This window comes from Paenirhizobium cremeum (assembly GCF_022884085.1).
GTDB classification, from domain to species: domain Bacteria; phylum Pseudomonadota; class Alphaproteobacteria; order Rhizobiales; family Rhizobiaceae; genus Allorhizobium; species Allorhizobium cremeum.
Genome location: NZ_JAGGCS010000008.1, coordinates 112,949 through 133,525 on the forward strand (window position 1 = coordinate 112,949; position 20,577 = coordinate 133,525).

Annotated in this window: 21 protein-coding genes and 1 pseudogene; 11 read left to right on the forward strand and 11 right to left on the reverse strand. The window is 61.7% G+C overall.

Annotated features, from left to right (window positions below; translation table 11 throughout):
• Nucleotides 1–17: 17 nt before the first annotated feature.
• The 4 genes from nifV to J5N58_RS15665 are packed head-to-tail and all read right to left on the reverse strand — an operon-like array spanning nt 18 to nt 3,133.
• Nucleotides 18–1,190: a homocitrate synthase gene (nifV, locus tag J5N58_RS15650; protein ID WP_244711559.1), complete on the reverse strand. Its 1,173-nt coding sequence runs from the start codon at nt 1,188–1,190 to the stop codon at nt 18–20.
• A 10-nt stretch (nt 1,191–1,200) separates the two neighbouring features.
• Complete coding sequence (nifS, locus tag J5N58_RS15655) at nt 1,201–2,391, reverse strand: cysteine desulfurase NifS (protein WP_244711561.1); 1,191 nt, start codon at nt 2,389–2,391, stop codon at nt 1,201–1,203.
• A 12-nt stretch (nt 2,392–2,403) separates the two neighbouring features.
• On the reverse strand, nt 2,404–2,802 hold the full coding sequence (locus J5N58_RS15660; RefSeq protein ID WP_113340039.1) for a NifU family protein: 399 nt from the start codon (nt 2,800–2,802) through the stop codon (nt 2,404–2,406).
• A 10-nt stretch (nt 2,803–2,812) separates the two neighbouring features.
• The gene (locus J5N58_RS15665; RefSeq protein WP_112829768.1) at nt 2,813–3,133 is read right to left on the reverse strand and encodes an iron-sulfur cluster assembly accessory protein; all 321 of its coding nucleotides are present in this window, start codon (nt 3,131–3,133) and stop codon (nt 2,813–2,815) included.
• A 391-nt stretch (nt 3,134–3,524) separates the two neighbouring features.
• Here J5N58_RS15665 and nifH point away from each other — a divergent pair, with 391 nt between their 5' ends.
• The 11 genes from nifH to J5N58_RS15720 all read left to right on the forward strand — a co-directional run bounded on the left by nifH (nt 3,525) and on the right by J5N58_RS15720 (nt 13,836).
• Nucleotides 3,525–4,415 carry a nitrogenase iron protein gene (gene nifH / locus J5N58_RS15670; RefSeq protein WP_112829892.1) on the forward strand — a complete coding sequence of 297 codons (891 nt, stop codon included), beginning with the start codon at nt 3,525–3,527 and terminating at the stop codon, nt 4,413–4,415.
• A gap of 85 nt (nt 4,416–4,500) precedes the next feature.
• Nucleotides 4,501–6,012, forward strand: a complete 1,512-nt coding sequence (nifD, locus tag J5N58_RS15675; RefSeq protein ID WP_112829769.1) for a nitrogenase molybdenum-iron protein alpha chain — start codon at nt 4,501–4,503, stop codon at nt 6,010–6,012.
• Between the two features lie 153 nt (nt 6,013–6,165).
• Nucleotides 6,166–7,707 (forward strand): nitrogenase molybdenum-iron protein subunit beta, encoded by a 1,542-nt coding sequence (gene nifK, locus J5N58_RS15680; RefSeq protein ID WP_112829770.1) that lies wholly within the window; start codon nt 6,166–6,168, stop codon nt 7,705–7,707.
• 67 nt (nt 7,708–7,774) lie between these two features.
• On the forward strand, nt 7,775–9,280 hold the full coding sequence (gene nifE / locus J5N58_RS15685) for a nitrogenase iron-molybdenum cofactor biosynthesis protein NifE (RefSeq protein ID WP_113444208.1): 1,506 nt from the start codon (nt 7,775–7,777) through the stop codon (nt 9,278–9,280).
• Nucleotides 9,280–10,668 (forward strand): nitrogenase iron-molybdenum cofactor biosynthesis protein NifN, encoded by a 1,389-nt coding sequence (nifN, locus tag J5N58_RS15690; RefSeq protein WP_113444209.1) that lies wholly within the window; start codon nt 9,280–9,282, stop codon nt 10,666–10,668. Before nifE ends, nifN begins: the two co-directional genes overlap by 1 nt.
• Nucleotides 10,634–11,131 carry a nitrogen fixation protein NifX gene (nifX, locus tag J5N58_RS15695; protein WP_113438522.1) on the forward strand — a complete coding sequence of 166 codons (498 nt, stop codon included), beginning with the start codon at nt 10,634–10,636 and terminating at the stop codon, nt 11,129–11,131. Before nifN ends, nifX begins: the two co-directional genes overlap by 35 nt.
• 15 nt (nt 11,132–11,146) lie before the next feature.
• On the forward strand, nt 11,147–11,632 hold the full coding sequence (locus tag J5N58_RS15700; RefSeq protein ID WP_113444210.1) for a NifX-associated nitrogen fixation protein: 486 nt from the start codon (nt 11,147–11,149) through the stop codon (nt 11,630–11,632).
• 15 nt (nt 11,633–11,647) lie between these two features.
• Nucleotides 11,648–11,848, forward strand: coding sequence for a CCE_0567 family metalloprotein (locus J5N58_RS15705; RefSeq protein WP_113340033.1), 201 nt, complete (start codon nt 11,648–11,650; stop codon nt 11,846–11,848).
• Nucleotides 11,848–12,168: a ferredoxin III, nif-specific gene (fdxB, locus tag J5N58_RS15710; RefSeq protein WP_113340032.1), complete on the forward strand. Its 321-nt coding sequence runs from the start codon at nt 11,848–11,850 to the stop codon at nt 12,166–12,168. The genes J5N58_RS15705 and fdxB overlap by 1 nt, the downstream gene beginning before the upstream one ends.
• A gap of 17 nt (nt 12,169–12,185) precedes the next feature.
• Entirely contained in the window at nt 12,186–12,812 is a 627-nt protein-coding gene (locus J5N58_RS15715; RefSeq protein ID WP_113444212.1) for a nitrogen fixation protein NifQ, read from the forward strand.
• A gap of 214 nt (nt 12,813–13,026) precedes the next feature.
• Complete coding sequence (locus tag J5N58_RS15720) at nt 13,027–13,836, forward strand: TOBE domain-containing protein (protein WP_162757481.1); 810 nt, start codon at nt 13,027–13,029, stop codon at nt 13,834–13,836.
• Nucleotides 13,837–13,968: 132 nt separating this feature from the next.
• Here the strand turns inward: J5N58_RS15720 and J5N58_RS15725 are convergent, their stop codons facing one another.
• The 7 genes and pseudogenes from J5N58_RS15725 to J5N58_RS15755 form a co-directional block, all read right to left on the reverse strand.
• Nucleotides 13,969–14,328: a cupin domain-containing protein gene (locus J5N58_RS15725; RefSeq protein WP_112829779.1), complete on the reverse strand. Its 360-nt coding sequence runs from the start codon at nt 14,326–14,328 to the stop codon at nt 13,969–13,971.
• Nucleotides 14,329–14,348: 20 nt separating this feature from the next.
• The gene (locus J5N58_RS15730; protein WP_113444214.1) at nt 14,349–15,734 is read right to left on the reverse strand and encodes an NAD(P)/FAD-dependent oxidoreductase; all 1,386 of its coding nucleotides are present in this window, start codon (nt 15,732–15,734) and stop codon (nt 14,349–14,351) included.
• A 16-nt stretch (nt 15,735–15,750) separates the two neighbouring features.
• Entirely contained in the window at nt 15,751–16,866 is a 1,116-nt protein-coding gene (locus tag J5N58_RS15735; protein WP_113444215.1) for an ABC transporter ATP-binding protein, read from the reverse strand.
• A 2-nt stretch (nt 16,867–16,868) separates the two neighbouring features.
• A complete protein-coding gene (locus J5N58_RS15740) occupies nt 16,869–17,654 on the reverse strand; it encodes an ABC transporter permease (RefSeq protein ID WP_113340027.1) in 786 nt (261 codons plus the stop codon).
• A gap of 4 nt (nt 17,655–17,658) precedes the next feature.
• Nucleotides 17,659–18,561, reverse strand: a complete 903-nt coding sequence (locus tag J5N58_RS15745; RefSeq protein ID WP_162757268.1) for an ABC transporter permease — start codon at nt 18,559–18,561, stop codon at nt 17,659–17,661.
• A gap of 60 nt (nt 18,562–18,621) precedes the next feature.
• Nucleotides 18,622–19,692, reverse strand: a pseudogene (locus tag J5N58_RS15750) (extracellular solute-binding protein).
• Nucleotides 19,693–19,737: 45 nt separating this feature from the next.
• Nucleotides 19,738–20,355, reverse strand: coding sequence for a helix-turn-helix domain-containing protein (locus J5N58_RS15755; RefSeq protein ID WP_244711564.1), 618 nt, complete (start codon nt 20,353–20,355; stop codon nt 19,738–19,740).
• Nucleotides 20,356–20,577: the final 222 nt, after the last annotated feature.

The window sequence follows — 20,577 nt, forward strand, 5'->3', positions numbered from 1 at the left end:
CGCCTTGGCGCTGCTTGTCAGCATGACGAACGACATGTCCGCTCCTTCCTGTCGGGGGAGGCCTGCAGGCCATCGAAGAGGCGGACGAGGTCGTCGGGCGGTATCGTCGCCTTCATCTCGACGGCAAGCCGTCTGACATCCGCAAGAAGTCCCGCGAGCATTTTCCGGTCTCCCGCCCTGCCATTCTGGACGAGGACATGGGCGAGTGCGGCCGCGCCCGAATGCTTGCCGATGGCGATACGGTGATTTCGCCCGAACTCCGCCGGATCGAGTCCCTGGTAGGTCTGGCGATCGCTCAGCAGGCCGGCGACGTGAATGCCGGACTCATGCGTGAAGACATTGGCCCCGGTGATCGGTTTGGCCGGAGACAAAGCCTGCCGCGCACAACGGGCGACGAGGGCGGCAAGGCCTGGAAAGGCGGTAAGATCGAGCCCTGTCGAAATACCGTACATCAGTTGCAGTACGGCTGCCACTTCTTCCAGCGGGGCATTGCCCGCCCGTTCGCCAAGTCCTGACACGGTGACGGAAAGGTGTCGGGCGCCGGCCCTGAAGGCGGCAACCGAGTTCGCCGTCGCGAGGCCGAAATCGTTGTGGGCATGAAATTCGAGCGGCACAGGTGCGCGCCGTGCCAGCGGCTCGATCAGCGCGACGGTCGAAAAGGGATCGAGAATGCCGACGGTGTCGGCAAGCCTCACCCGGCCGGCGCCGGCGGAAGCGGCAACCGTTATCACCCGTTCCAGGTGTTCCGGATCTGCGCGCGATGCATCCTCGCAGCCGACCGCCACGAATAGGCCGGCCTTCGAAGCCTTCCGGACCATTGCCTCGATCATCCTCAGGGCTTCGTCGCGGTCGATGCCGAGCTTTGCGGAAAGCTGTAGATCCGAGGCGGGCAGCGACAGATTGACCGCCGCAACCCCGCTACGAAGGGCCGCGTCGAGATCCTGTTCCGTCATCCGGCACCAGGCCATCACCCGCATCGGCAGATTGAGTGAGACGACGGCGCTGATCGCGGTCGCCTCATCTTCCCCCATGGCCGGTGTGCCAACCTCGATCTCGGGAATGCCGGCAGCCGCAAGGGCTTCGGCAAGCTCGAGTTTCTCCGAAAGGGAGAATGCGACGCCCGGCGCCTGCTCGCCATCGCGCAGGGTCGTGTCGTTTAGGAATACTGCCGGCTTCGAGGCGGTGTGCATTGGATTTCCCTCAGGCATGGACAAGACCGGAAGGCTGGTTGAAAGGCTGGCTGGGCATCGGCTTGCGCAGTCGCCCGACGATCTCGGGCATGACGGCGAGCACTCTTGCGATGTCGGCTTCGCCGGTATCGTGAGACAGCGAGAACCGCACGGCGCCGCGCAGGAATTGCGGCGGTACTGCCATCGCTTTCAATACGTGGCTGGGTTCCGTCGAGCCGGAAGTACAGGCCGAGCCGGACGAGCAGGCTATGCCGGCGCGGTCGAGCAGCGCCACCAGGGCTTCGCTCTCAACGCCTTCGAAGGCGATATTGCAGGTGTTCGGCAACCGCGCGGTCGTATCGCCGTTCACATGCGTACCGTCGATGCGTTGTTGCAGCCCCTGTTCGAGCCGGTCGCGAAGCCTGGCGATCCGTGGCCCTTCGGCGCTCACGGTGTCTATGGCGCATTCCGCAGCCTTGCCGAGACCGACAATGCCCGGAACGTTTTCCGTGCCGGCCCGTCGTGCGCGCTCCTGGCGACCGCCAAGGACCGATGGAGCAAAGGGCGTGCCGCGCCGGACATAGAGCGCGCCGACACCCTTCGGCCCATGCAGTTTGTGTGCAGACAGCGACAGCATGTCTATCCGGGTCTCCTTCAGGTCGACCGGAAGCTTGCCGACGGCCTGGACGGCATCCGTGTGAAACAGGGCTCCGACCGTCCTCGTCATTTCCGCCAGTTCGGCGACCGGAAAGATCACGCCGGTTTCATTGTTGGCCCACATGAGCGACACGATGGCCGTGCGCGCCGACAGCACCGCCTGAAAAGCGTCGACATCCAACCGCCCGCGACTGTCCACCGGAATAACGCGGACCTTTACGCCACGGTCGGATTCCAGATGCCGGCAGAGCGTAAGGACCGCGGGATGCTCGACGGCGGAGACCACTACCTCGTCGCGGCCGGCCATGACATCGAGCGCCGAAAGGATGGCCGTATTGTCGCTCTCCGTGCCGCCCGAGGTGAAGACGATCTCGTGGTCATGAGCCGCGCCCACCAGGGCCTGCACCCGTTTGCGCGCGCTGCGGACAGCGGCGGCCGCTGCCGAGCCGAAGGCATAGCCCGAGGAAGGGTTGCCGAAGCATTCGGTGAAACAGGGCAGCATCGCCTCGACAACCGCCGGATCGGTCCGGGTGGTGGCGTTGTTGTCGAGATAGACGGGCTGCATGGTCCGGCTCCCTCAATTGACCGGAATGACGCGAAGCGGCATGCCGACCGCCTCGATCAGCTTTTGGCGAACGCCGTTGACGGTGACGGCGGCGAGCTGGCAGCCGACACAGGCGCCGGAGAGGCGGATATACACCGCATCTCCGTCCAACCTGACTAACTGGCAATCGCCGCCGTCGCGCTTCAGGTTCGGGCGGATCGCTTCAAGAGCTGCCTCGATCAGGGGTTTGCGGCTGGCAACGAGCGCGGCGCGCAGAGCCAAGGCGTCGCGATCGGCAGTCTCGAGGGGTTGCGATGGCGGTGCGTGGCCCCGCGGACCGATCTGCTGCGGCGTTGCGGTCGGCCTTGACGATCGGCCGGCCAGCCCATCGAACAGAGTGATGCGCGCCGTACGGGCTTGTTCGTGCATCATCGTCTCCCGCTCAGCCGAAGGATTTGCCACAGGCACATTTGTCTGCGGCGTTCGGGTTGTCGAAGACGAAGCCGGAGGATTCGAGACCGGTGACGAAATCGACGGTCATGCCCGCCACATGGGGCTGGGAGCGGGTATCGACATAGACCTTGACGCCGTCGGCATCGATGACGGCGTCGCCGTCCCGAACCGTCGATTCCAACCCCATCATGTATTTGAAGCCGGCACAACCGCCGGCCTCGACCATGATACGGAGCCCTTCGGCGGGCTCCAAAGCCTTCGACAATGCGGACTTGACGGCGGAAATGGCATTCTCGGTGAGAGTGATCATGGTGCATTTCTCCTTTTCGTCATGACGACGCAAGAAACCATGCATCAGGCGTGCCAGAGAGATTTATTGTTTTAAAACAGATTGTTACGAAAAAGTGCGTTTGTCGGTTTTGCGACAACGTCTCCAATCCGACATCGCGTGTCGGCACCCTACAAAAGATCGAAAGCCTGTCGGGTTTGTCACGTCTGCGACAGGTGGGTGTCGCGCTGGCCGGGGAAACGTAATTTCAATTAAACTATTGAAATATATGTATAAAATAGAAACACCTTCGGCCTTTTGGCAAACTGGCACGGCTTTTGAAACGGAAGGAATGGCGGCGGTCGAGCCTGCCGATCCGATATCCAGCCCTGCGGGAGAGGCCGCGGGTGCTTCAGCGAAGGAAGGAAAAGTCATGACAGCTCTGCGTCAGATCGCATTTTACGGGAAGGGCGGGATCGGCAAGTCCACGACCTCCCAGAACACGCTCGCCGCTCTTGTCGATCTCGGACAGAAGATCCTGATCGTCGGCTGCGATCCCAAGGCGGATTCTACCCGCCTGATTCTCAACTCCAAGGCGCAGGATACGGTCCTGTCGCTTGCAGCCCAGGAAGGTTCCGTCGAAGACCTCGAGCTCGAGGATGTCCTGAAGATCGGCTACAAGGGCATCAAATGCGTGGAATCCGGTGGTCCCGAGCCGGGCGTCGGCTGTGCCGGTCGCGGCGTCATTACCTCGATCAACTTTCTCGAGGAAAACGGCGCCTATGACGACGTGGACTATGTGTCCTACGATGTCCTCGGCGACGTCGTCTGTGGCGGCTTCGCCATGCCGATCCGCGAGAACAAGGCGCAGGAAATCTACATCGTCATGTCCGGCGAGATGATGGCGCTCTACGCCGCCAACAACATCGCCAAGGGCATCCTGAAATACGCCAATTCCGGCGGCGTGCGTCTCGGCGGCCTGATCTGCAACGAGCGTCAGACCGACCGCGAACTCGACCTCGCCGAGGCGCTTGCGGCCCGGCTCAACTCGAAGCTGATCCACTTCGTGCCGCGCGACAACATCGTGCAGCACGCCGAGCTGCGCAAGCAGACGGTCATCGAATATGCGCCGAACTCGCAGCAGGCCCAGGAATATCGCCAGCTCGCCCAGAAGATCCATGACAATTCCGGCAAGGGCACGATCCCGACCCCGATCACCATGGAGGAACTGGAAGACATGCTGCTCGCCTTCGGCATCATGAAGACCGACGAGCAGATGCTCGCCGAGCTTGCCGCCAAGGAAGCTGCCGCTGCAGCCCATTGAGTGAACGATTCAACCGGGCGCCGGCCTTGACCCGGCGCTCCAGTCGAAACGGCGGTCAGCCGCCATCAGCGAGGGATCGCAAGCCATGAGCCTCGACTACGAAAACGACAGCCAGCTCCACGAAAAACTAATCGAAGAAGTGCTGTCCCAGTATCCCGACAAGACGGCCAAGCGCCGCAAGAAGCATCTCAATGTCGCCAAGGCGGGCGGCGAGGTCGATCAGGAAGAGGGCAGACCTCTCTCCGAATGCGACGTGAAGTCGAACATCAAGTCCATTCCGGGCGTCATGACCATTCGCGGCTGCGCCTATGCCGGCTCCAAGGGCGTGGTCTGGGGACCTGTCAAGGACATGGTCCACATCTCCCATGGCCCGGTCGGCTGCGGGCAATATTCGTGGTCTCAGCGCCGCAACTACTACATCGGCACCACCGGCATAGATACCTTCGTCACCATGCAGTTCACCTCCGATTTCCAGGAGAAGGACATCGTCTTCGGCGGCGACAAGAAGTTGGAAAAAGTTATCGACGAGATCGAGCAGCTCTTTCCGCTCAACAACGGCGTGACGATTCAGTCCGAATGTCCAATCGGCCTGATCGGCGACGATATCGAAGCCGTCTCGCGCAAGAAGAAGAAAGAGCTGAACAAGACGATCGTGCCCGTCCGCTGCGAAGGTTTCCGCGGCGTCTCGCAGTCGCTCGGCCACCACATTGCCAATGACGCGATCCGCGACTGGGTGTTCTCCGGCGAGGACAAGCATGCCGAATTCGAGACCGGTCCTTACGACGTCAACATCATCGGCGACTACAATATCGGCGGCGACGCCTGGGCGTCCCGCATCCTGCTTGAGGAAATGGGCCTGCGCGTGGTCGGCAACTGGTCCGGCGATGCGACGCTCGCCGAAATCGAACGGGCACCGAAGGCCAAGCTCAACCTCATCCATTGCTACCGGTCGATGAACTACATCTGCCGCCACATGGAAGAGAAATACGGAATCGCCTGGACGGAATACAACTTCTTCGGTCCCTCCCAGATCGAGGCGTCGCTCCGCAAGATCGCCAAGCATTTCGGTCCGGAGATCGAAGCGAACGCCGAAGCGGTTATCGCCAAGTACCGCCCGCTGGTCGATGCGGTGATCGAGAAGTACCGCCCGCGTCTCGAAGGCAAGACGGTGATGCTCTATGTCGGCGGCCTTCGCCCCCGCCACGTCATCACGGCCTATGAAGACCTTGGCATGGAGATCGTCGGTACCGGCTACGAGTTCGGCCACAACGACGACTACCAGCGCACCAGTCACTACGTGAAGAACGGTACGCTGATCTATGACGACGTGACGGGCTACGAACTCGAGAAGTTCATCGAGGGCATCCGCCCGGACCTCGTCGGCTCCGGCATCAAGGAAAAGTATCCCGTCCAGAAGATGGGCATCCCCTTCCGCCAGATGCACAGCTGGGACTATTCCGGCCCCTACCATGGCTATGACGGCTTTGCGATCTTCGCCCGCGACATGGACCTTGCGATCAACAACCCGGTCTGGGGCCTCTACGACGCTCCCTGGAAGAAAAAGCAGGCCGAGCCGCTACCGATTGCCGCCGAATGACGGTTCCGTCCTCGCCGCAGGGCGGGGGCAGGGGCTCGTGCGAGCCCCGGTACATAAAGAACGCCCACGGGAAAACCCGTTCGGGACCTGTCGAAACGTCATTGTCCCGGTGCCGCCGTATGGCGTGGCCCGCAAGGATGGAGGTGACCAGTCATGCCGCAGTCAGCCGAAAAAGTCCTCGACCATGCTCCGCTCTTCCGCGAGCCTGAATATGTCGAGATGCTGAAGAACAAGAAGGAAAACTTCGAATGCCCGCATCCGGGCGAATGGGTCGACGATCAGCGCGAGCTGACCAAGACCTGGGAATATCGCGAGAAGAACCTCGCCCGCGAGGCGCTCGTCGTCAATCCGGCCAAGGCCTGCCAGCCGCTTGGCGCCGTCTTCGCCGCTGCCGGTTTTGAGAAGACCATGTCCTTCGTCCACGGTTCTCAAGGCTGCGTCGCCTATTACCGTTCGCACCTGTCGCGCCACTTCAAGGAACCGTCCTCGGCCGTCTCCTCGTCGATGACGGAAGACGCGGCGGTGTTCGGCGGGCTCAAGAACATGATCGACGGCCTTGCCAACACATATACGCTTTATGAGCCGAAGATGATTGCGGTGTCCACCACCTGCATGGCGGAAGTCATCGGCGACGACCTGCGCAGCTTCATCGAGAACGCCAAGAACGAAGGCTCGGTGCCGGTCGACTACGACGTGCCCTTCGCCCACACGCCGGCTTTTGTGGGCAGCCATGTCGATGGTTACGACAACATGGTGCGCGGCGTGTTCGAGCATTTCTGGAAGGGCCGTACGCGGACCGAAGTAAAAGGGCGCTTCAACCTGATCCCCGGCTTCGACGGCTTCTGCGTCGGCAACAACCGCGAAATCAAGCGCATGCTGTCGCTGATGGGTGTCGATTACACCTTCATCCAGGATGCCTCGGACCAGTATGACACGCCGTCCGACGGCGAATACCGCATGTATGACGGCGGCACGAAGATCGATGACGTCAAGGATGCGCTGAACGCCGAATGGACGCTGTCGCTGCAGCATTATTGCACCCGCAAGACCGAAGAATATTGCGCGGAGGTTGGCCAGAAGGTCGCCTCGCTGCATTATCCGCTCGGCGTTCGCGGCACCGACGACTTCCTGATGAAGGTCTCGGAAATGACCGGCAAGGACATTCCGGAGGCTCTTCGTCTGGAACGTGGTCGCCTGGTCGATGCCATGGCTGATAGTCAGGCCTATCTGCACGGCAAGAAATACGCGATCTACGGCGATCCGGATTTCGTCTATGGCATGGCCCGCTTCATTCTGGAAACGGGCGGCGAGCCGACCCATTGCCTCGCGACCAACGGTTCCACGGCCTGGGAAGCCGAGATGAAGGAACTCTTCGCCTCCTCGCCGTTCGGCAAGGATTGCCAGGTCTGGGCGGGCAAGGATCTCTGGGCCATGCGCTCGCTGCTGTTCACCGAGCCGGTCGATCTCCTGATCGGCAGCTCCTACGGGAAGTATCTGGAACGCGACACCGGCACGCCGCTCCTGCGTCTCACCTTCCCGATCTTCGACCGCCATCATCATCATCGTTTTCCGCTGATGGGCTATCAGGGCGGCCTGCGCGTGCTGACGACGATCCTCGACAAGTTCTTCGACGTCTACGACCAGCAGACGATCCTCCCGTCGAAGACCGACTATTCCTTCGATTTGACACGCTGATCCTTGCCGGCCCCCGAGTGGGGGCCTGCTTCCAACGGTTTCAACTTCCATGGTGGAGACAGGTGCGATGTCGGCATTGAAGGCGAAGATCGAGGATGTGTTCAACGAGCCCGGTTGCGACAAGAACCAGGGCAAGGACGCCAAGGCTCGCAAGAAGGGCTGTTCCAAGCCGCTGACGCCGGGGGCGGCGGCCGGCGGCTGCGCCTTCGACGGCGCCAAGATCGTGCTGCAACCGGTGACCGACGTCGCCCATCTCATCCATGCGCCGCTCGCCTGCGAGGGCAACAGCTGGGATAACCGGGGCGCCGCCTCGTCCGGCTCCAGCCTCTGGCGCACCAGTTTCACCACGGATCTCACCGAACTCGACATCGTCATGGGGCAGGGGGAGCGGAAACTATTCAGGGCGATCCGAGAGATTGCCGAGCGCTACGCACCACCGGCCATCTTCGTCTATTCCACCTGCGTGACCGCATTGATCGGCGACGATATCGAGGCGGTCTGTCGGCGCGCGGCGGAAAAGTTCGGCCTGCCGGTCGTTCCGGTCAATGCGCCTGGCTTCGTCGGCTCGAAGAATCTTGGCAACAAGCTTGCCGGCGAGGCTCTGCTCGACCACGTGATCGGCACGGAAGAGCCCGATGATGTCACGCCCTACGACATCAATATTCTCGGTGAGTTCAATCTTTCCGGCGAATTCTGGATGGTGAAGCCGCTTCTCGAAAAACTTGGCATGCGCGTCAGGGCCTGCATTCCCGGCGACGCCCGTTACCGCGATATCGCCACCGCCCACCGGGCCAAGGCGACGATGATGGTCTGTTCGACAGCCCTCATCAATCTCGCCCGCAAGATGGAGGAGCGCTTCGGCATCCCCTATTTCGAGGGTTCATTCTACGGAATCTCCGATACCTCGGAGGCGTTGCGGCAGCTTGCTGCCTTGCTGGTACAACAAGGAGCGCCCCCTGAGCTCCTTGACCGGACGGAATCCCTCATCGCGGAGGAGGAGGCCAGAGCCTGGGCCGCACTCGAGGGATTCCGTCCCCGCCTTGAAGGCAAGCGCGTACTGCTCAACACCGGTGGGGTGAAGAGCTGGTCGGTTGTCCATGCGCTTCAGGAAATCGGCGTGGAGATCGTCGGCACCTCGGTCAAGAAGTCGACGCCCGAGGACAAGGAGCGCATCAAGCAGATCCTCAAGGACGAGAACCACATGTTCGATTCCATGGCGCCGCGCGACCTTTACGCCATGCTCGCCGAACACAAGGCCGACATCATGCTGTCGGGCGGGCGCACCCAGTTCATCGCGCTGAAGGCGAAGATGCCCTGGCTCGATATCAACCAGGAACGGCACCACCCCTATGCCGGCTATGACGGCATGGTGGAACTGGCGCGCCAGATCGACATCGCCATCCACAATCCCGTCTGGGAGACCGTGCGCGAGGCCTCGCCATGGGACGCAGACGGCAATCTGGTCTCAAGCGCACCGAACCTCGGCGAAAACGACGACACGCCGCTTGCCGAGCCAGTGCACGCCTTCCGCAAGTTCGCCAATTCCAATGCCGATGAAATGGGAGAATGCTGATGGCCCGTATTGTGCATCAGACGAAACAAGTCGCGATCAATCCGCTCAAGTCCTCGCAGCCACTCGGGGCCGCCTTCGCCTATCTCGGGGTCGATGGCGCCATGCCGCTCTTTCACGGCAGCCAGGGCTGCACCTCCTTCGCGCTCGTCCTGTTCGTCCGCCATTTCAAGGAAACGATCCCGTTGCAGACGACGGCAATGGACGAAGTCGCCACCATTCTCGGCGGCGCCGATCATCTGGAGGAGGCGATCCTCAACCTCAAGAACCGCACGAAGCCGAGCCTGATCGGTATCTGCACCACTGCGCTGGTCGAAACCCGGGGCGAGGATTTCGCCGGCGATCTCGCGAGGATCAAGGCGAAGCGCGCGGAAGAACTCGCCGGCACCGAGGTGGTGCTATCCAACACGCCGGATTTCGACGGTGCGATGGAGGAAGGCTGGGCCAAGGCCGTGACCTCGATGATCGAAGGCGTCACCATTCCCGGGGAGCGGGTGCGGGACCCGAAAAAGATCGCCATCCTGCCCGGCTGGCACCTGACGGTCGCCGACATCGAGAATATCCGCGAGACGGTGGAGAGCTTCGGCCTCACCCCGATAATTCTACCGGACATTTCCGGCGCGCTCGACGGCACGGTTCCCGACCGCTGGATACCGACCACCTATGGCGGCACGAAAGTCGAGGACATCCGCAATCTCGGCGAATGCTTCCAGGCGATCGCGATCGGCGAGCACATGCGCGGGCCGGCGGAGGCGCTGCAGGCGGCGACCGGTGTTCCCTATGCGCTCTTCCAGCAGCTTTCCGGCATGAAGGCGATCGACCGCTTCATCACCATGCTGGCAATGATTTCCGGCAATCCCGTGCCGGCGAAGGTGCGACGCCGCCGAGCCCAGTTGCAGGATGCGCTGCTCGACGGGCACTTTCATTTCGGTGGCAAGCGGATCGCGATCGCGGCCGAACCGGACCACCTTTACCAGCTTTCGACCTTCTTCACCGGACTTGGCGCTGAGATCGCTGTCGCAGTCACTACCACGGGCACCAGCGGCATCCTGCAGAAAGTACAGACCGAGGTGGTGCAGGTGGGTGACCTCGCCGATCTGGAGGCGATGGCGCAAGCCGCCGAAGCCGATCTGATCGTGGCCCATTCCCACGGCCGCCAGGCGGCGGAAAGGATCGGCGTGCCGCTGATGCGGGTCGGTTTCCCGATCTTCGACCGGCTGGGCAGCCAGCACAAGCTCACCGTTCTCTACGAAGGCGCGCGCGACATGATCTTCGAGGCGGCCAACATCTTCCAGTCCGTCCAGCACCAGCCCACCCCGGAAGAGCTCAATCCTTTCCGCAACAGGGAGACCGACAATGACAGCCGTCCGACGTCTTTCACTCGTCACTGACGAGGGGCCAGCGCCTGCACCGGACCGCCCGAAAGGCGCCTTGCGCATTGCCATCGCCACGCAGGACATGAAAGGCCTCAACGCCCATTTCGGCTCTGCCAAGCTGTTTGCCGTCTATGACATCACGCCTGAAAGCTGGACCTTCGTCGAGGCTGTCGGTTTCGGCGAGGTCTCCGACGAGAGCGGCAAGCACAAGACGGAGGGCGATGACCGGATCACGCCTAAGGTCGAGGCGCTGAAGGGCTGCCACCTTCTGTTTTGTCTCGCGATCGGTGGTCCCTCCGCAGCCAAGGTGGTGTCCGCGAAGATCCATCCGATCAAGGTTCCGCAGCCTTCCTCCATCGAGGAGGTGCTGTCGCGCACCCAGACCATGCTGAAAACCGCGCCGCCCCCCTGGCTGCGCAAGGTGCTGGCCGAGGCCGGCGTTTCCGTCACCAAGCCATCCTTCGATGATGAAGACTGAAAAAGGAGATTGCCCATGACCCCGACTGCCGTTCTTGAAAAGACCGCCGCCAACGACGACGTCGACGCCATGGCGACGCCGTTCATGAAATGCCTCGTCCGGCTGATGCGTGCGCAGGATACCTATGACGCCTGGGAAGGGCGCTCCGATGCTTCCATCCTCGGCGATTTCATTGTGACGAAAGAGCAGCGCAAGGAAATCCCGATCATCGGCGATCCGGACCCGGATGTGTTGTGGCGGCTGGAAATCTTCTATTCGGCGGTCGGACTTGCCATCGAGCAGGAGACCGGGATCATCGCGTCGCCGATGATGAAGATGAGCCATGAGGGGTTCGGGCGCGTGCTGCTGACGGCCGGGCGTCTTGTCGTCGTGCTGAAATCCCTGCGCGACGTCCACCGCTTCGGTTTCGAGACCCTGACCAAGCTTGCCGATGCCGGCAACAAGCTTGTGCAGGATGCCGTCGAAATGATCGGCAAATTCCCTGAAGTCGCCAGATACTGACAGGGGGAGGCGAACATGTCCGAACTTGAGGAACTCCAGAAAAAGGTCCGAAAGCTCAACTCCAGGGCCGGAAATGCCAAGATGGAGCTACACGACCTTGCAGAGGATCTGCCGGTCAACTGGACCGAGATCAGGGCGGTCGCCGAACGCACCTACGCCGTCTTTGCCGAACTGGAGGCCGCCAAGGCCGAGTTGGCGGCCTTGGAGGGTGTATGATGAGCGGTTCCTTCTCCACCCGCGACGGCTCTCCATGGATGCCGGAATACCTGACGGCGATCGATGGCAGGACCTGCATCGGCTGCGGCCGCTGCTACAAGGTCTGTTCGCGCGATGTGATGCATCTCCATGGCGTGAACGAGGAAGGGGAGATCCTCGGGCTCTACGATGAGGAGGAGGGGGACGACTTCGATGGCGAACTCAACCGCATGATTATGGTCGTCGATCACGCTGGCGCCTGCATCGGCTGCGGTGCCTGCGCGCGCGTCTGTCCGAAAAACTGCCAGACCCACGTCGCGGCGGGCGAACTCGCCGCATGACCTGAAGGAGACATCCGATGTTTGCCGATCATTATGCCTGCCTGATCGCCGGCCAGTGGCCGGCCATCGATGCCGACACCGCTTTCGACCGCCACGCGCTGGCCTGCGTCCTGTCGATTGCGCGCGACGAAGACCTTTCGGGCCGTGCGACCATCGCCGAGGCGACAGGCCTCGGTCCGAAGGAACTGATGCGCCTCGTCGCCCGCAATTTTCCTGCCGTTCCCTTCGACAGCTTCGGCATCGATCCGGACGAGGCCGAGCCCGAACGGGACGAGGAAGAGGAAATCCTGTTCGAACTGCTCCGGCAGCATCGCAATCCGGGGATTGCGGCGAGCCTGCACTTTGCCCGCATCGTTGCCCGCCGTGCCATGCGTGATGACCATCTCTGGCAGGATCTCGGCCTGTTCGAACGCGCCGAGCTCACGCGGCTCCTGAATCGCCACTTTCCGATGCTGGCGGCAGGAAACACCGGGAACATGAAGTGGAAGAAGTATTTCTATCGCAGGCTCTGCGAGGCGGAAGGCTTTTCGCTCTGCACGGCGCCGAGCTGCCGTGAATGCGGCGACTTCAATGCTTGTTTCGGCGAGGAAACCGGCGAGAGTCGTCTGGCGCGCCTGAAAAACGGGGTGGTTCAATGGGCCTGACGGTCATCACCGGTCCGGTCGCCGGGTTTTTGTAGCAATCGCGACCACGGCAGTTGTCTGGTTCACGACAATGTCGGGCCTGCTCGTCTGTTCTTCATATCAAAGTATTGCTTTTAATTGATTATTTCAATTGGAATGGAAATTGCTCCCGATCGTTTATCGGTTCTGGTCACCGATATGAAGTCAAACTTCCTAACGATTGATCGAGGTTTCCATGCGTCCAAACTCACTGCGCCCCGTTCTCGATTTCCGCGGCGCCAATGGCAACCGCGCCGGTGAAGACCGGTTCCAGCTCCTGGCGGCGATCGACCGCACCGGCTCGATCGCCGCCGCCGCCAAGGTTGTCGGGATCAGCTATCGGGGGGCGTGGGACGCGGTGAATTCGCTGAACAACCTCTTTCCCCGGCCGATCGTCATCGCCAGTCCGGGCGGTCGGCATGGCGGCAGCGCCCGCGTCACAGCGGAGGGTCTTCGGGCGCTCACCGTTCATCGGTTACTGACCGCCTCGATCGGCGAGATCGTTGCAAATCTGGAAACCACCATTTCCGGAGATCCCACAGTTTCCTTTCCTGCCCAGTCCCTGCTTTGGAGCCCGATCATGAAAACCAGTGCCCGCAATACCTATCACGGCATCGTCACCGATGTTCATCACGGGGCGATCAATGCTGAGGTGATGCTGAAGATCGCCGAAGACGTCACCTTGACCGTGATGATTACCGAGCAGAGTGTTGCAAACCTCAACATCGTCCCGGGAGCCGAGGCTTATGCGCTCATCAAGGCGAGCACGCCTATCCTGATGACCGAGACCGACAGCATGAGGACATCGGCACGCAACCGCATCTGCGGCACTGTCGTCTCCGTCGAGCCCGGCGCCGTCAATGCCGAGGTCATTCTCGATATCGGGGACGGCAAGACACTCTGCGCCATCGTGACGGACGATAGTACCGAGGCGCTCGAAATCACGCCCGGTCTGCGGCTCTGCGCCCTCGTCAAAGCCTCGCAGATCATCCTCGCTCTCGCCTGAGCCACTCGCGCAACCGGCGTCAGGCAAGCTCTAAACATGCTTTCGCCGGCTGCCCGAAGCAGCTTGCTCCTTCCTCGTCTTGAGGTTTCCTGGCGCAATCCCGTTCAGGAAGGCTCCTCGGGACCGCTGGGCCTACACGCCTTCATCGATCGTGGTGTAGATCTTGCGGGTTTGTTCGTGAATGGTCCACTCGCCCCGCCATCCGATCGGCAAAACGAACATTTCTCCGGCACCGATCCTTTGTTCGGTGCCGTCGCCATTGTGCAGGGTCACGCTGCCGGAAAGAAGGTGGCAGATTTCGGAATTCCGGCTGCGATCGGCGGTAAAGCGGCCGGGTGTGCACTCCCATATGCCGGTTTCGAGCTTGCCGTCAGGGCTGGTCCAGAGCGCCATCGCAGCTTCTTGCTGATCTCCCTCGATCGAAGTGGGTTTTGGCGAAAAGGTCCCGATGTCGAGGTTGAGAAGGTCGCCGAAATTCTCGAAACTAATCATGAAGTTACCCTTTGGAAGGCTCAGTGGCCGGTAATGCTGTCGGCAATTGCCGCGAGCTTTGAGGTATGCGGCAGGCCGGCGAACTCACGCCTGTCTGCCATACGGTAGAGTTGGTACATGGAGTGCACGCCAAGCCAGCGGAACGGCTCCGGCTCCCATTCGCGCACGGTACGGTTGACCCATGGAAGGCCCGTCAGTTCCGTTTCTCGGTTCAGGATCAGGTCGGCAAGCGTGCGACCGGCAAGGTTGGAACTGGAGACGCCGAGGCCGACATAGCCGCCCGCCCAGCCGATGCCCGTGGAGCGGTCGAAGCCTGCCGTCGTGCACCAGTCGCGCGGCACGCCGAGCACACCGCACCAGGCATGATCGATCCTCAGCGATTTGGTTTGGGGCAGGAGACGGGTCAGGATGCCATAGAGCTGGTCGATGGTCGCCTGCTGCGTCTGGCCGTTGACGTCCGTCTTCGAGCCGTAACGGTAGGGTACGCCGCGTCCGCCCATGGTGATACGGCCTTCCCGGGTGCGCTGGGCGTAGCAATAGGCATGCGCTGCGTCGCCGAGCAATTCATGTCCCTCCCAGCCGATCTCCCGCCAGAGCGCTTCCGGCACCGGTTCCGTGACGATCTGTGCGCTGTTCAGCGCCAGCCAGGTGCGCTCGAAGCCGGGCAGGCCTGCGGAAAATCCTTCCGTCGCGCGGATGATGACGGGAGCACGTACTGTACCGCGATCCGTCTCGACGCGGCCCTTCTCGAAGCGGGTGACGGTCGTGCCCTCGTAGATCGACGCTCCCAGTGCCTCGACGACGCGGGCGAGGCCACGCACCAGCTTGGCCGGCTGTACCCGCGCCATTCCCCGGTAAGACACCGCCCCCTGAATATTGGCAAGGCGAATACGCGCCGCAGCCTGTTCCGCGGACAGGAGTTGTATGCGTTCTCGCGATACCTGCCAGTCGAGCGCGTATTGATATTCCTGGCGTATCCGTTCCATCTGGGCCGTATTGGTGGCGGCGATGAGATTGTCGACGCGGATAAGGTCGGCATCTATGCCCTCGACCTTGGTGACACGCTCGACCTCGTCGACCGTGCCGGCCATGGCATTCTGCATGTCGACAACGGCGCCTCGGCCGGAGGTCTTTTCATACTTTTCCCGCGACCAGCTGAAGCCGCCCGAAAGCCAGCCGCCATTGCGACCGGAAGCGCCGAAGCCCGCGAATTCCCGCTCGACGATCACGACATCGAGCGAAGGATCTGCCTTCTTCAGGTAGTAGGCTGTCCAGAGGCCGGTATAGCCCGCGCCAATGATGCAGACATCGGCCTCGCGATCACCGGGCAGAGGAGGGCGCTTTTCCGGAATGCCGCCGATATCGGCATACCAGAAGGAGATGTTACCGTTGGTCTTGATGTCCATGGGGATGCTTTCTGGTTCAGGTCAGCGTCACGTCGGCGCTGGTATCATCGGGCAGGAGAATGGGATCGGTGGGCAGGAAGGCGATGTCGACCGCGTCGCCGATGGAAAAATCGGCCGCGCCGAGGGAGCAGCGGACGACGGCGCCTGTCCCGTCTGCGAGCCGCACCTCGTATTTCGAGCCCGAACCCAGATAGATCGCTTCGATGACATTGCCGGACAACCTGTTTTCGCCATCTGCCGCTTCTGCGCCGGATCGTTTTAGTGCCATGCGTTCGGGCCGAAGCAGGAAGACCGGGCGGGCATCGCCGCTGATGTGGCCATGGGCGACGATCCTCTGATCGCCGATCGTCATGATCGTGTTGCCATCGGAAATCTCGGTTTCGCCACGCAGAATGGTGGATTCGCCGATGAAGCGGCCGACGAAGAGTGTTGCGGGGCTGTCATAGAGCTCGCGGCCCGTGCCGATCTGTTCGATGCGGCCGCCATTGAAGACGGCGATGCGGTCGGAAAGCACCAACGCCTCTTCCTGATCATGGGTGACGTAGACGAATGTGGTGCCGAGTTCGCGATGAATGCGCTTGATCTCAAGCTGCAGCCATTCGCGCAGTTTCTTGTCGAGGGCGCCGAGCGGCTCGTCCATCAGGAGCAGCGGCGGATCGAAGACCAGCGCTCGCGCCAGCGCCACTCGCTGCTGTTGACCGCCGGAAAGCTCGTTCGGATAGCGATGGGCGAAATCCGCCATCTTCACCATGTCGAGCGCGCGCTTTACACGAGCCTCCCGGTCCTTCCCCTTTATCCCGCGAAGCATTAGCGGATAGGCGACATTCTTTCCGACCGTCATGTGCGGGAAGAGCGCATAGTGCTGGAAGACGACGCCGATATTGCGCTTGTGTGACGGCAGACCGGTGACGCTCCTGCCGCCGATTTCGAGAGTGCCGGAACTGATGTCCGTAAAGCCGGCGATCAGGTTCAGCGTCGTCGTCTTGCCGGAGCCGGAGGGGCCAAGCAGCGTCATGAACTCGCCGGGGCGGATGTGAAGATCGATGTCGTTCAAGGCGGTAAACGCGCCATAGCGTTTTGTCGCCTTGCTGATTTCGATCGCGGCGCCGGCCGATTGTCTGGTTGCGGTCATGGTCATGTCCTTCCGCGGCGCATGCCGAACAGCAGGCCGGCGATGATGATGAGCGACGTTGCGAAAAACAGCAGTGTACCCACGGCTGCGACGGTCGGGTCCGCATCGCGGGTGATCGAGGTGTAGATCTGCACCGGCAGGGTCTTGAGGTAAGGACTGGTGATGAACAGCGCCACGATGATCTCGTCGAACGAGGTGATAAAGGCAAAGAGCGCGCCTGAGAGGATGCCCGGCAAGATCAGCGGCAACGTCACTGTGCGGAACACCGTCAGCCGGCCTGCTCCAAGACTGGCGGCTGCAGTCTCCAGCCGCCGGTCGAAAACTTCGAGGCTGGCCTGTACCGCAATCAGCACGAAGGGGATGGCGAGCATCGTATGCGCCAGAACGAAGCCAGTGACGGTGCCAACGAGATGTGCGTCGAGATAGACCGCATAGATGCCGATCGCCAGAACGACACCCGGCACGACCATCGGCGTGATCAGAAGCGCGCGCAGCAAGCCACCGACGCGTGTGGTGGCTCTCGTGATGCCGAAGGCGGCAAGCGTGCCGAGCACCGTTGCCACCACAGCGACGATGAGCGCGATAGCAAGCGAATTGGAAAAACTCGTGGTCCAGTCCGGATTGCGGAAGAAGTTTTCATACCATTGCCAGGAGAAGCCGACCGGGGGGAAGGCGAGTGACTTGTTGCCGTTGAACGACATCGGGATCACGACCAGCGTCGGCGCAAGGAGCAGGACGGCGACCAGCAAGCAGAAAAGACCGAGAAGAACGCGGGAGAAGGAGGGCATCTCGTTACGCCTCCCTGCGTGAGGAGGTGTGCTTCTGGCGCATCAGCGGAGCGGCGATGGCAAGAAGCACGAAGGTCGCGACCAGAAGGACGACGCCCATGGCGCCGCCGCGACCCCAGTTGAGGAGGCTCAGCACCTGGTTCTGTACGAGGGAGGAAAGCATGGTGCTGCGTGGTCCGCCGAGCAGGGCGGGCGTGATGTAAAAGCCGAGAGACAGGATGAAGACGATGATGGCGCCCGCATAGACGCCGGGGAGCGACAGCGGCACATAGACCTGGAGAAAAGCTTTCCACGGTTTTGCGCCGAGGCTTCGGGCGGCCTGCAAGAGGCGTGTGTCGATGCCCCTCATCACGGAATAGATCGGCAGGATCATGAAGGGCAGCAATACCTGCGTCATGCCGATGATGACGCCGGGCATCGTCCGGATCAGCTTGACCGGTGAAAGACCGAGGCTGCGCAGGAAGGAATTTATCACGCCGGAATCCTGCAGGAGGATAACCCAGGCGAGCGTACGCACCACGCCGCTCAGCCAGAAGGGCACGAGTACGCAGAGGATGAGCGCGAGGCGCAGGTTCCGGCCGACGATAGTCATCGCGTAGGCGTAAGGGTAGGCGCAGATGAGGGAGGCGAGCGTGACCCAGGCTGCGACAACGAACGTCCTTTGCAGCACGGTGCGGTTTACCGCGGACTGGAAGAACCAGACATAATTGGCGAGGCCGGGCGCAGGGTCGGTGAAACTGCGCAACACGACGATGCTCAGGGGGTAGGCGAGCGCGGCGAGAAGCACCAGCACGGCCGGTGCGGCAAGCCACACTGCGCCGCGCGGCCGGAAACGCGAAAGCGGGGCGGGCTGGGCTGAACCGGCCACGGGGCCGGTCTTCAGGACTCCGCCGGGGGTGGTGGTCATGGACATCTCCCGTGTTGGAGACAGGCCCGGCTCCGGCCGGGCCTGCGGTCAATCAGCGGCTCAGTTGCCCGAAAGCAGCGCGTTCCACTTCTCGGCGGCGAGGTCGTAATTCTTCACCCAGAACGGGATGTTCTGCTGGTAGCCCTGTGCGATGCGCTCGGGCGTGCTGGTGAGGAAGGCGGCCGTCGCATCATCCACCTTCGGCTTGGCGTCCATGTTGATCGGCGTATACGAGGTCTTCTCGGTCAGGATCGCCTGGGCGTTCGCACCGAGATAGGCGTTGAGCAGCGCATAGGCCGCATCCGTGTCCTTGACGCCGACCGGGATAGTCATCTGGTCCATGACGACGAGCCAGTCTTGCCAGACGGGCGTGTATTTGGCGCCGTTCTTCACCGCAGTCATGGCGCGGCCGGTTCACATCATGACCATGTCGGCTTCGCCGGACTCGGCGAGCTGCTGGGATTCCGCGCCGGTCTTCCAGTAGATCGTGTCGGGGCCGAGATCGCGCAGCTTTTGGATGCCCTTTTCGATGTCTTCGGGCGTCATTGCCTTCGGGTCGCCGCCGGTCGCCTTGAAGGCCTGCTCGATCAGCCCGCCTGTCGGATCGCCGGAACCGTCGATGGCGCGCACGCCGGGAAATTTTTCCGTATCGAAGAAATCGGCCCAGCTCTTCGGCGGGTTATCCTTGTAGGTTTCGTTCTTGTACATGAGAACGACGCCGTAGTTCATCGCCGGAACCGAGCACTCGCCGACCTGGCCCGGCGGGATTTTCGAGATGTCGAGTTTTGAAAAATCCAGTTTCTGGAACAGCGTCCCGCAATGGACATAAGGCGGCAGGTCGGCGGTATCGACGACGTCCCAGGTGACGTTGCCGGCATCGACTTGCGCCTTCAGTTTGGCAATTTCGGTCGGGCCGTCGTTCAGCAAGGTTACGCCGGATTCGTCGACGAATTCCTTGAGAGCGGCGACCTGACCGTCCTGATAGATGCCGCCATAGGAGACGAAGGTCAGCGTCTTGCCCTTGAGCGATCCTTCCTTCACTTCGCCGGCGACCGGTTTTTCTTGTGCGAAGGCCGGCAAAGCCAGGGCACACGTCATCGTTAGGGCCAAGGCCCTCGCAAATTTCTTCATCGTTGATACTCCCAGTAACGCTCGTTTCCGTTGTTCCCGCCGCGGCTACGAGCCGGGCCGTGGCAGGTATTTGTCCAAGTCATCAGCAACGCTGGTGGGCGGCGCAATCATCCAGATAACTTCGGCCGGTTCCTTGCCGATATTTACGGTCTTGTGCGGAACAGAAGTCGGGTATTCGATGCTGTCGCCGGCCGACAGCACATGGCGTTCGTCGCCGAGGGTGAGCTCGACCTCGCCGCGGATCACGAAGAAGAGTTCATGCGAATCTCCGTGGCTATAGGGCTTGTCGCCCGTTGAGCCACCCGGATCGAACTCGCCGATATAGACTTCCATGTCGCGGATCGGTCGTCGCGAAAGAAGCATTTTGCGATAGCCTTCGGCCGGCGGAAGCGCGGGTCGTTCGTGTTTTCGCAGGACGCGGCCAACGGGCGGCGCTGCATCTTCGAAGAGGTCGGAAAGGCTGATCCCGAGTGCACCGGCAATACGCATCAGCGTGCTGATGTTCACGCCGCTCAGCCCCCGCTCGAGCTGGCTGAGAAAGCTCGCGGTGGTCCCGGTCGCATCCCCCAGCGCCCGGAGCGACATTCGGCGAGCCGTGCGGAAAGCTTTGACCTTCTCGCCGATGACGGCTTGATTCTTCGACGCTGCTGCGATGTCGTCCATGGCCCGCTCCTTACTTAACACCATATTAAGTAAGTCCGGGATTTGCAATGGGGAGCGGTGATAATTCGGCGTTTTCAAGAAAGCGGGGAGCCCGCCCTCTCGCCCGTGCTTACCGGAAAACATATGTCCTGTGCGGGTAACCGACCTCCCTTGATCTGGCGGAAACGGTCGATCCCTCCGTTAAACTCTTCTGGACGGAAGATAAATGGATGTGTATTCAAT

Bases quoted from the DNA above. Each gene is read 5' to 3' on its own strand.
- J5N58_RS15745 (WP_162757268.1), bottom strand. From the start codon at position 18,561: ATGACCACCACCCCCGGCGGAGTCCTGAAGACCGGCCCCGTGGCCGGT.
- nifD (WP_112829769.1), top strand. From the start codon at position 4,501: ATGAGCCTCGACTACGAAAACGACAGCCAGCTCCACGAAAAACTAATC.
- J5N58_RS15730 (WP_113444214.1), bottom strand. From the start codon at position 15,734: ATGGACATCAAGACCAACGGTAACATCTCCTTCTGGTATGCCGATATC.
- nifK (WP_112829770.1), top strand. From the start codon at position 6,166: ATGCCGCAGTCAGCCGAAAAAGTCCTCGACCATGCTCCGCTCTTCCGC.
- J5N58_RS15755 (WP_244711564.1), bottom strand. From the start codon at position 20,355: ATGGACGACATCGCAGCAGCGTCGAAGAATCAAGCCGTCATCGGCGAG.
- J5N58_RS15725 (WP_112829779.1), bottom strand. From the start codon at position 14,328: ATGATTAGTTTCGAGAATTTCGGCGACCTTCTCAACCTCGACATCGGG.
- J5N58_RS15660 (WP_113340039.1), bottom strand. From the start codon at position 2,802: ATGATGCACGAACAAGCCCGTACGGCGCGCATCACTCTGTTCGATGGG.
- J5N58_RS15715 (WP_113444212.1), top strand. From the start codon at position 12,186: ATGTTTGCCGATCATTATGCCTGCCTGATCGCCGGCCAGTGGCCGGCC.
- nifN (WP_113444209.1), top strand. From the start codon at position 9,280: ATGGCCCGTATTGTGCATCAGACGAAACAAGTCGCGATCAATCCGCTC.
- J5N58_RS15700 (WP_113444210.1), top strand. From the start codon at position 11,147: ATGACCCCGACTGCCGTTCTTGAAAAGACCGCCGCCAACGACGACGTC.
- nifV (WP_244711559.1), bottom strand. From the start codon at position 1,190: ATGCACACCGCCTCGAAGCCGGCAGTATTCCTAAACGACACGACCCTG.
- nifH (WP_112829892.1), top strand. From the start codon at position 3,525: ATGACAGCTCTGCGTCAGATCGCATTTTACGGGAAGGGCGGGATCGGC.
- nifE (WP_113444208.1), top strand. From the start codon at position 7,775: ATGTCGGCATTGAAGGCGAAGATCGAGGATGTGTTCAACGAGCCCGGT.
- J5N58_RS15665 (WP_112829768.1), bottom strand. From the start codon at position 3,133: ATGATCACTCTCACCGAGAATGCCATTTCCGCCGTCAAGTCCGCATTG.
- fdxB (WP_113340032.1), top strand. From the start codon at position 11,848: ATGAGCGGTTCCTTCTCCACCCGCGACGGCTCTCCATGGATGCCGGAA.
- J5N58_RS15705 (WP_113340033.1), top strand. From the start codon at position 11,648: ATGTCCGAACTTGAGGAACTCCAGAAAAAGGTCCGAAAGCTCAACTCC.
- J5N58_RS15720 (WP_162757481.1), top strand. From the start codon at position 13,027: ATGCGTCCAAACTCACTGCGCCCCGTTCTCGATTTCCGCGGCGCCAAT.
- J5N58_RS15740 (WP_113340027.1), bottom strand. From the start codon at position 17,654: ATGCCCTCCTTCTCCCGCGTTCTTCTCGGTCTTTTCTGCTTGCTGGTC.
- J5N58_RS15735 (WP_113444215.1), bottom strand. From the start codon at position 16,866: ATGACCGCAACCAGACAATCGGCCGGCGCCGCGATCGAAATCAGCAAG.
- nifX (WP_113438522.1), top strand. From the start codon at position 10,634: ATGACAGCCGTCCGACGTCTTTCACTCGTCACTGACGAGGGGCCAGCG.
- nifS (WP_244711561.1), bottom strand. From the start codon at position 2,391: ATGCAGCCCGTCTATCTCGACAACAACGCCACCACCCGGACCGATCCG.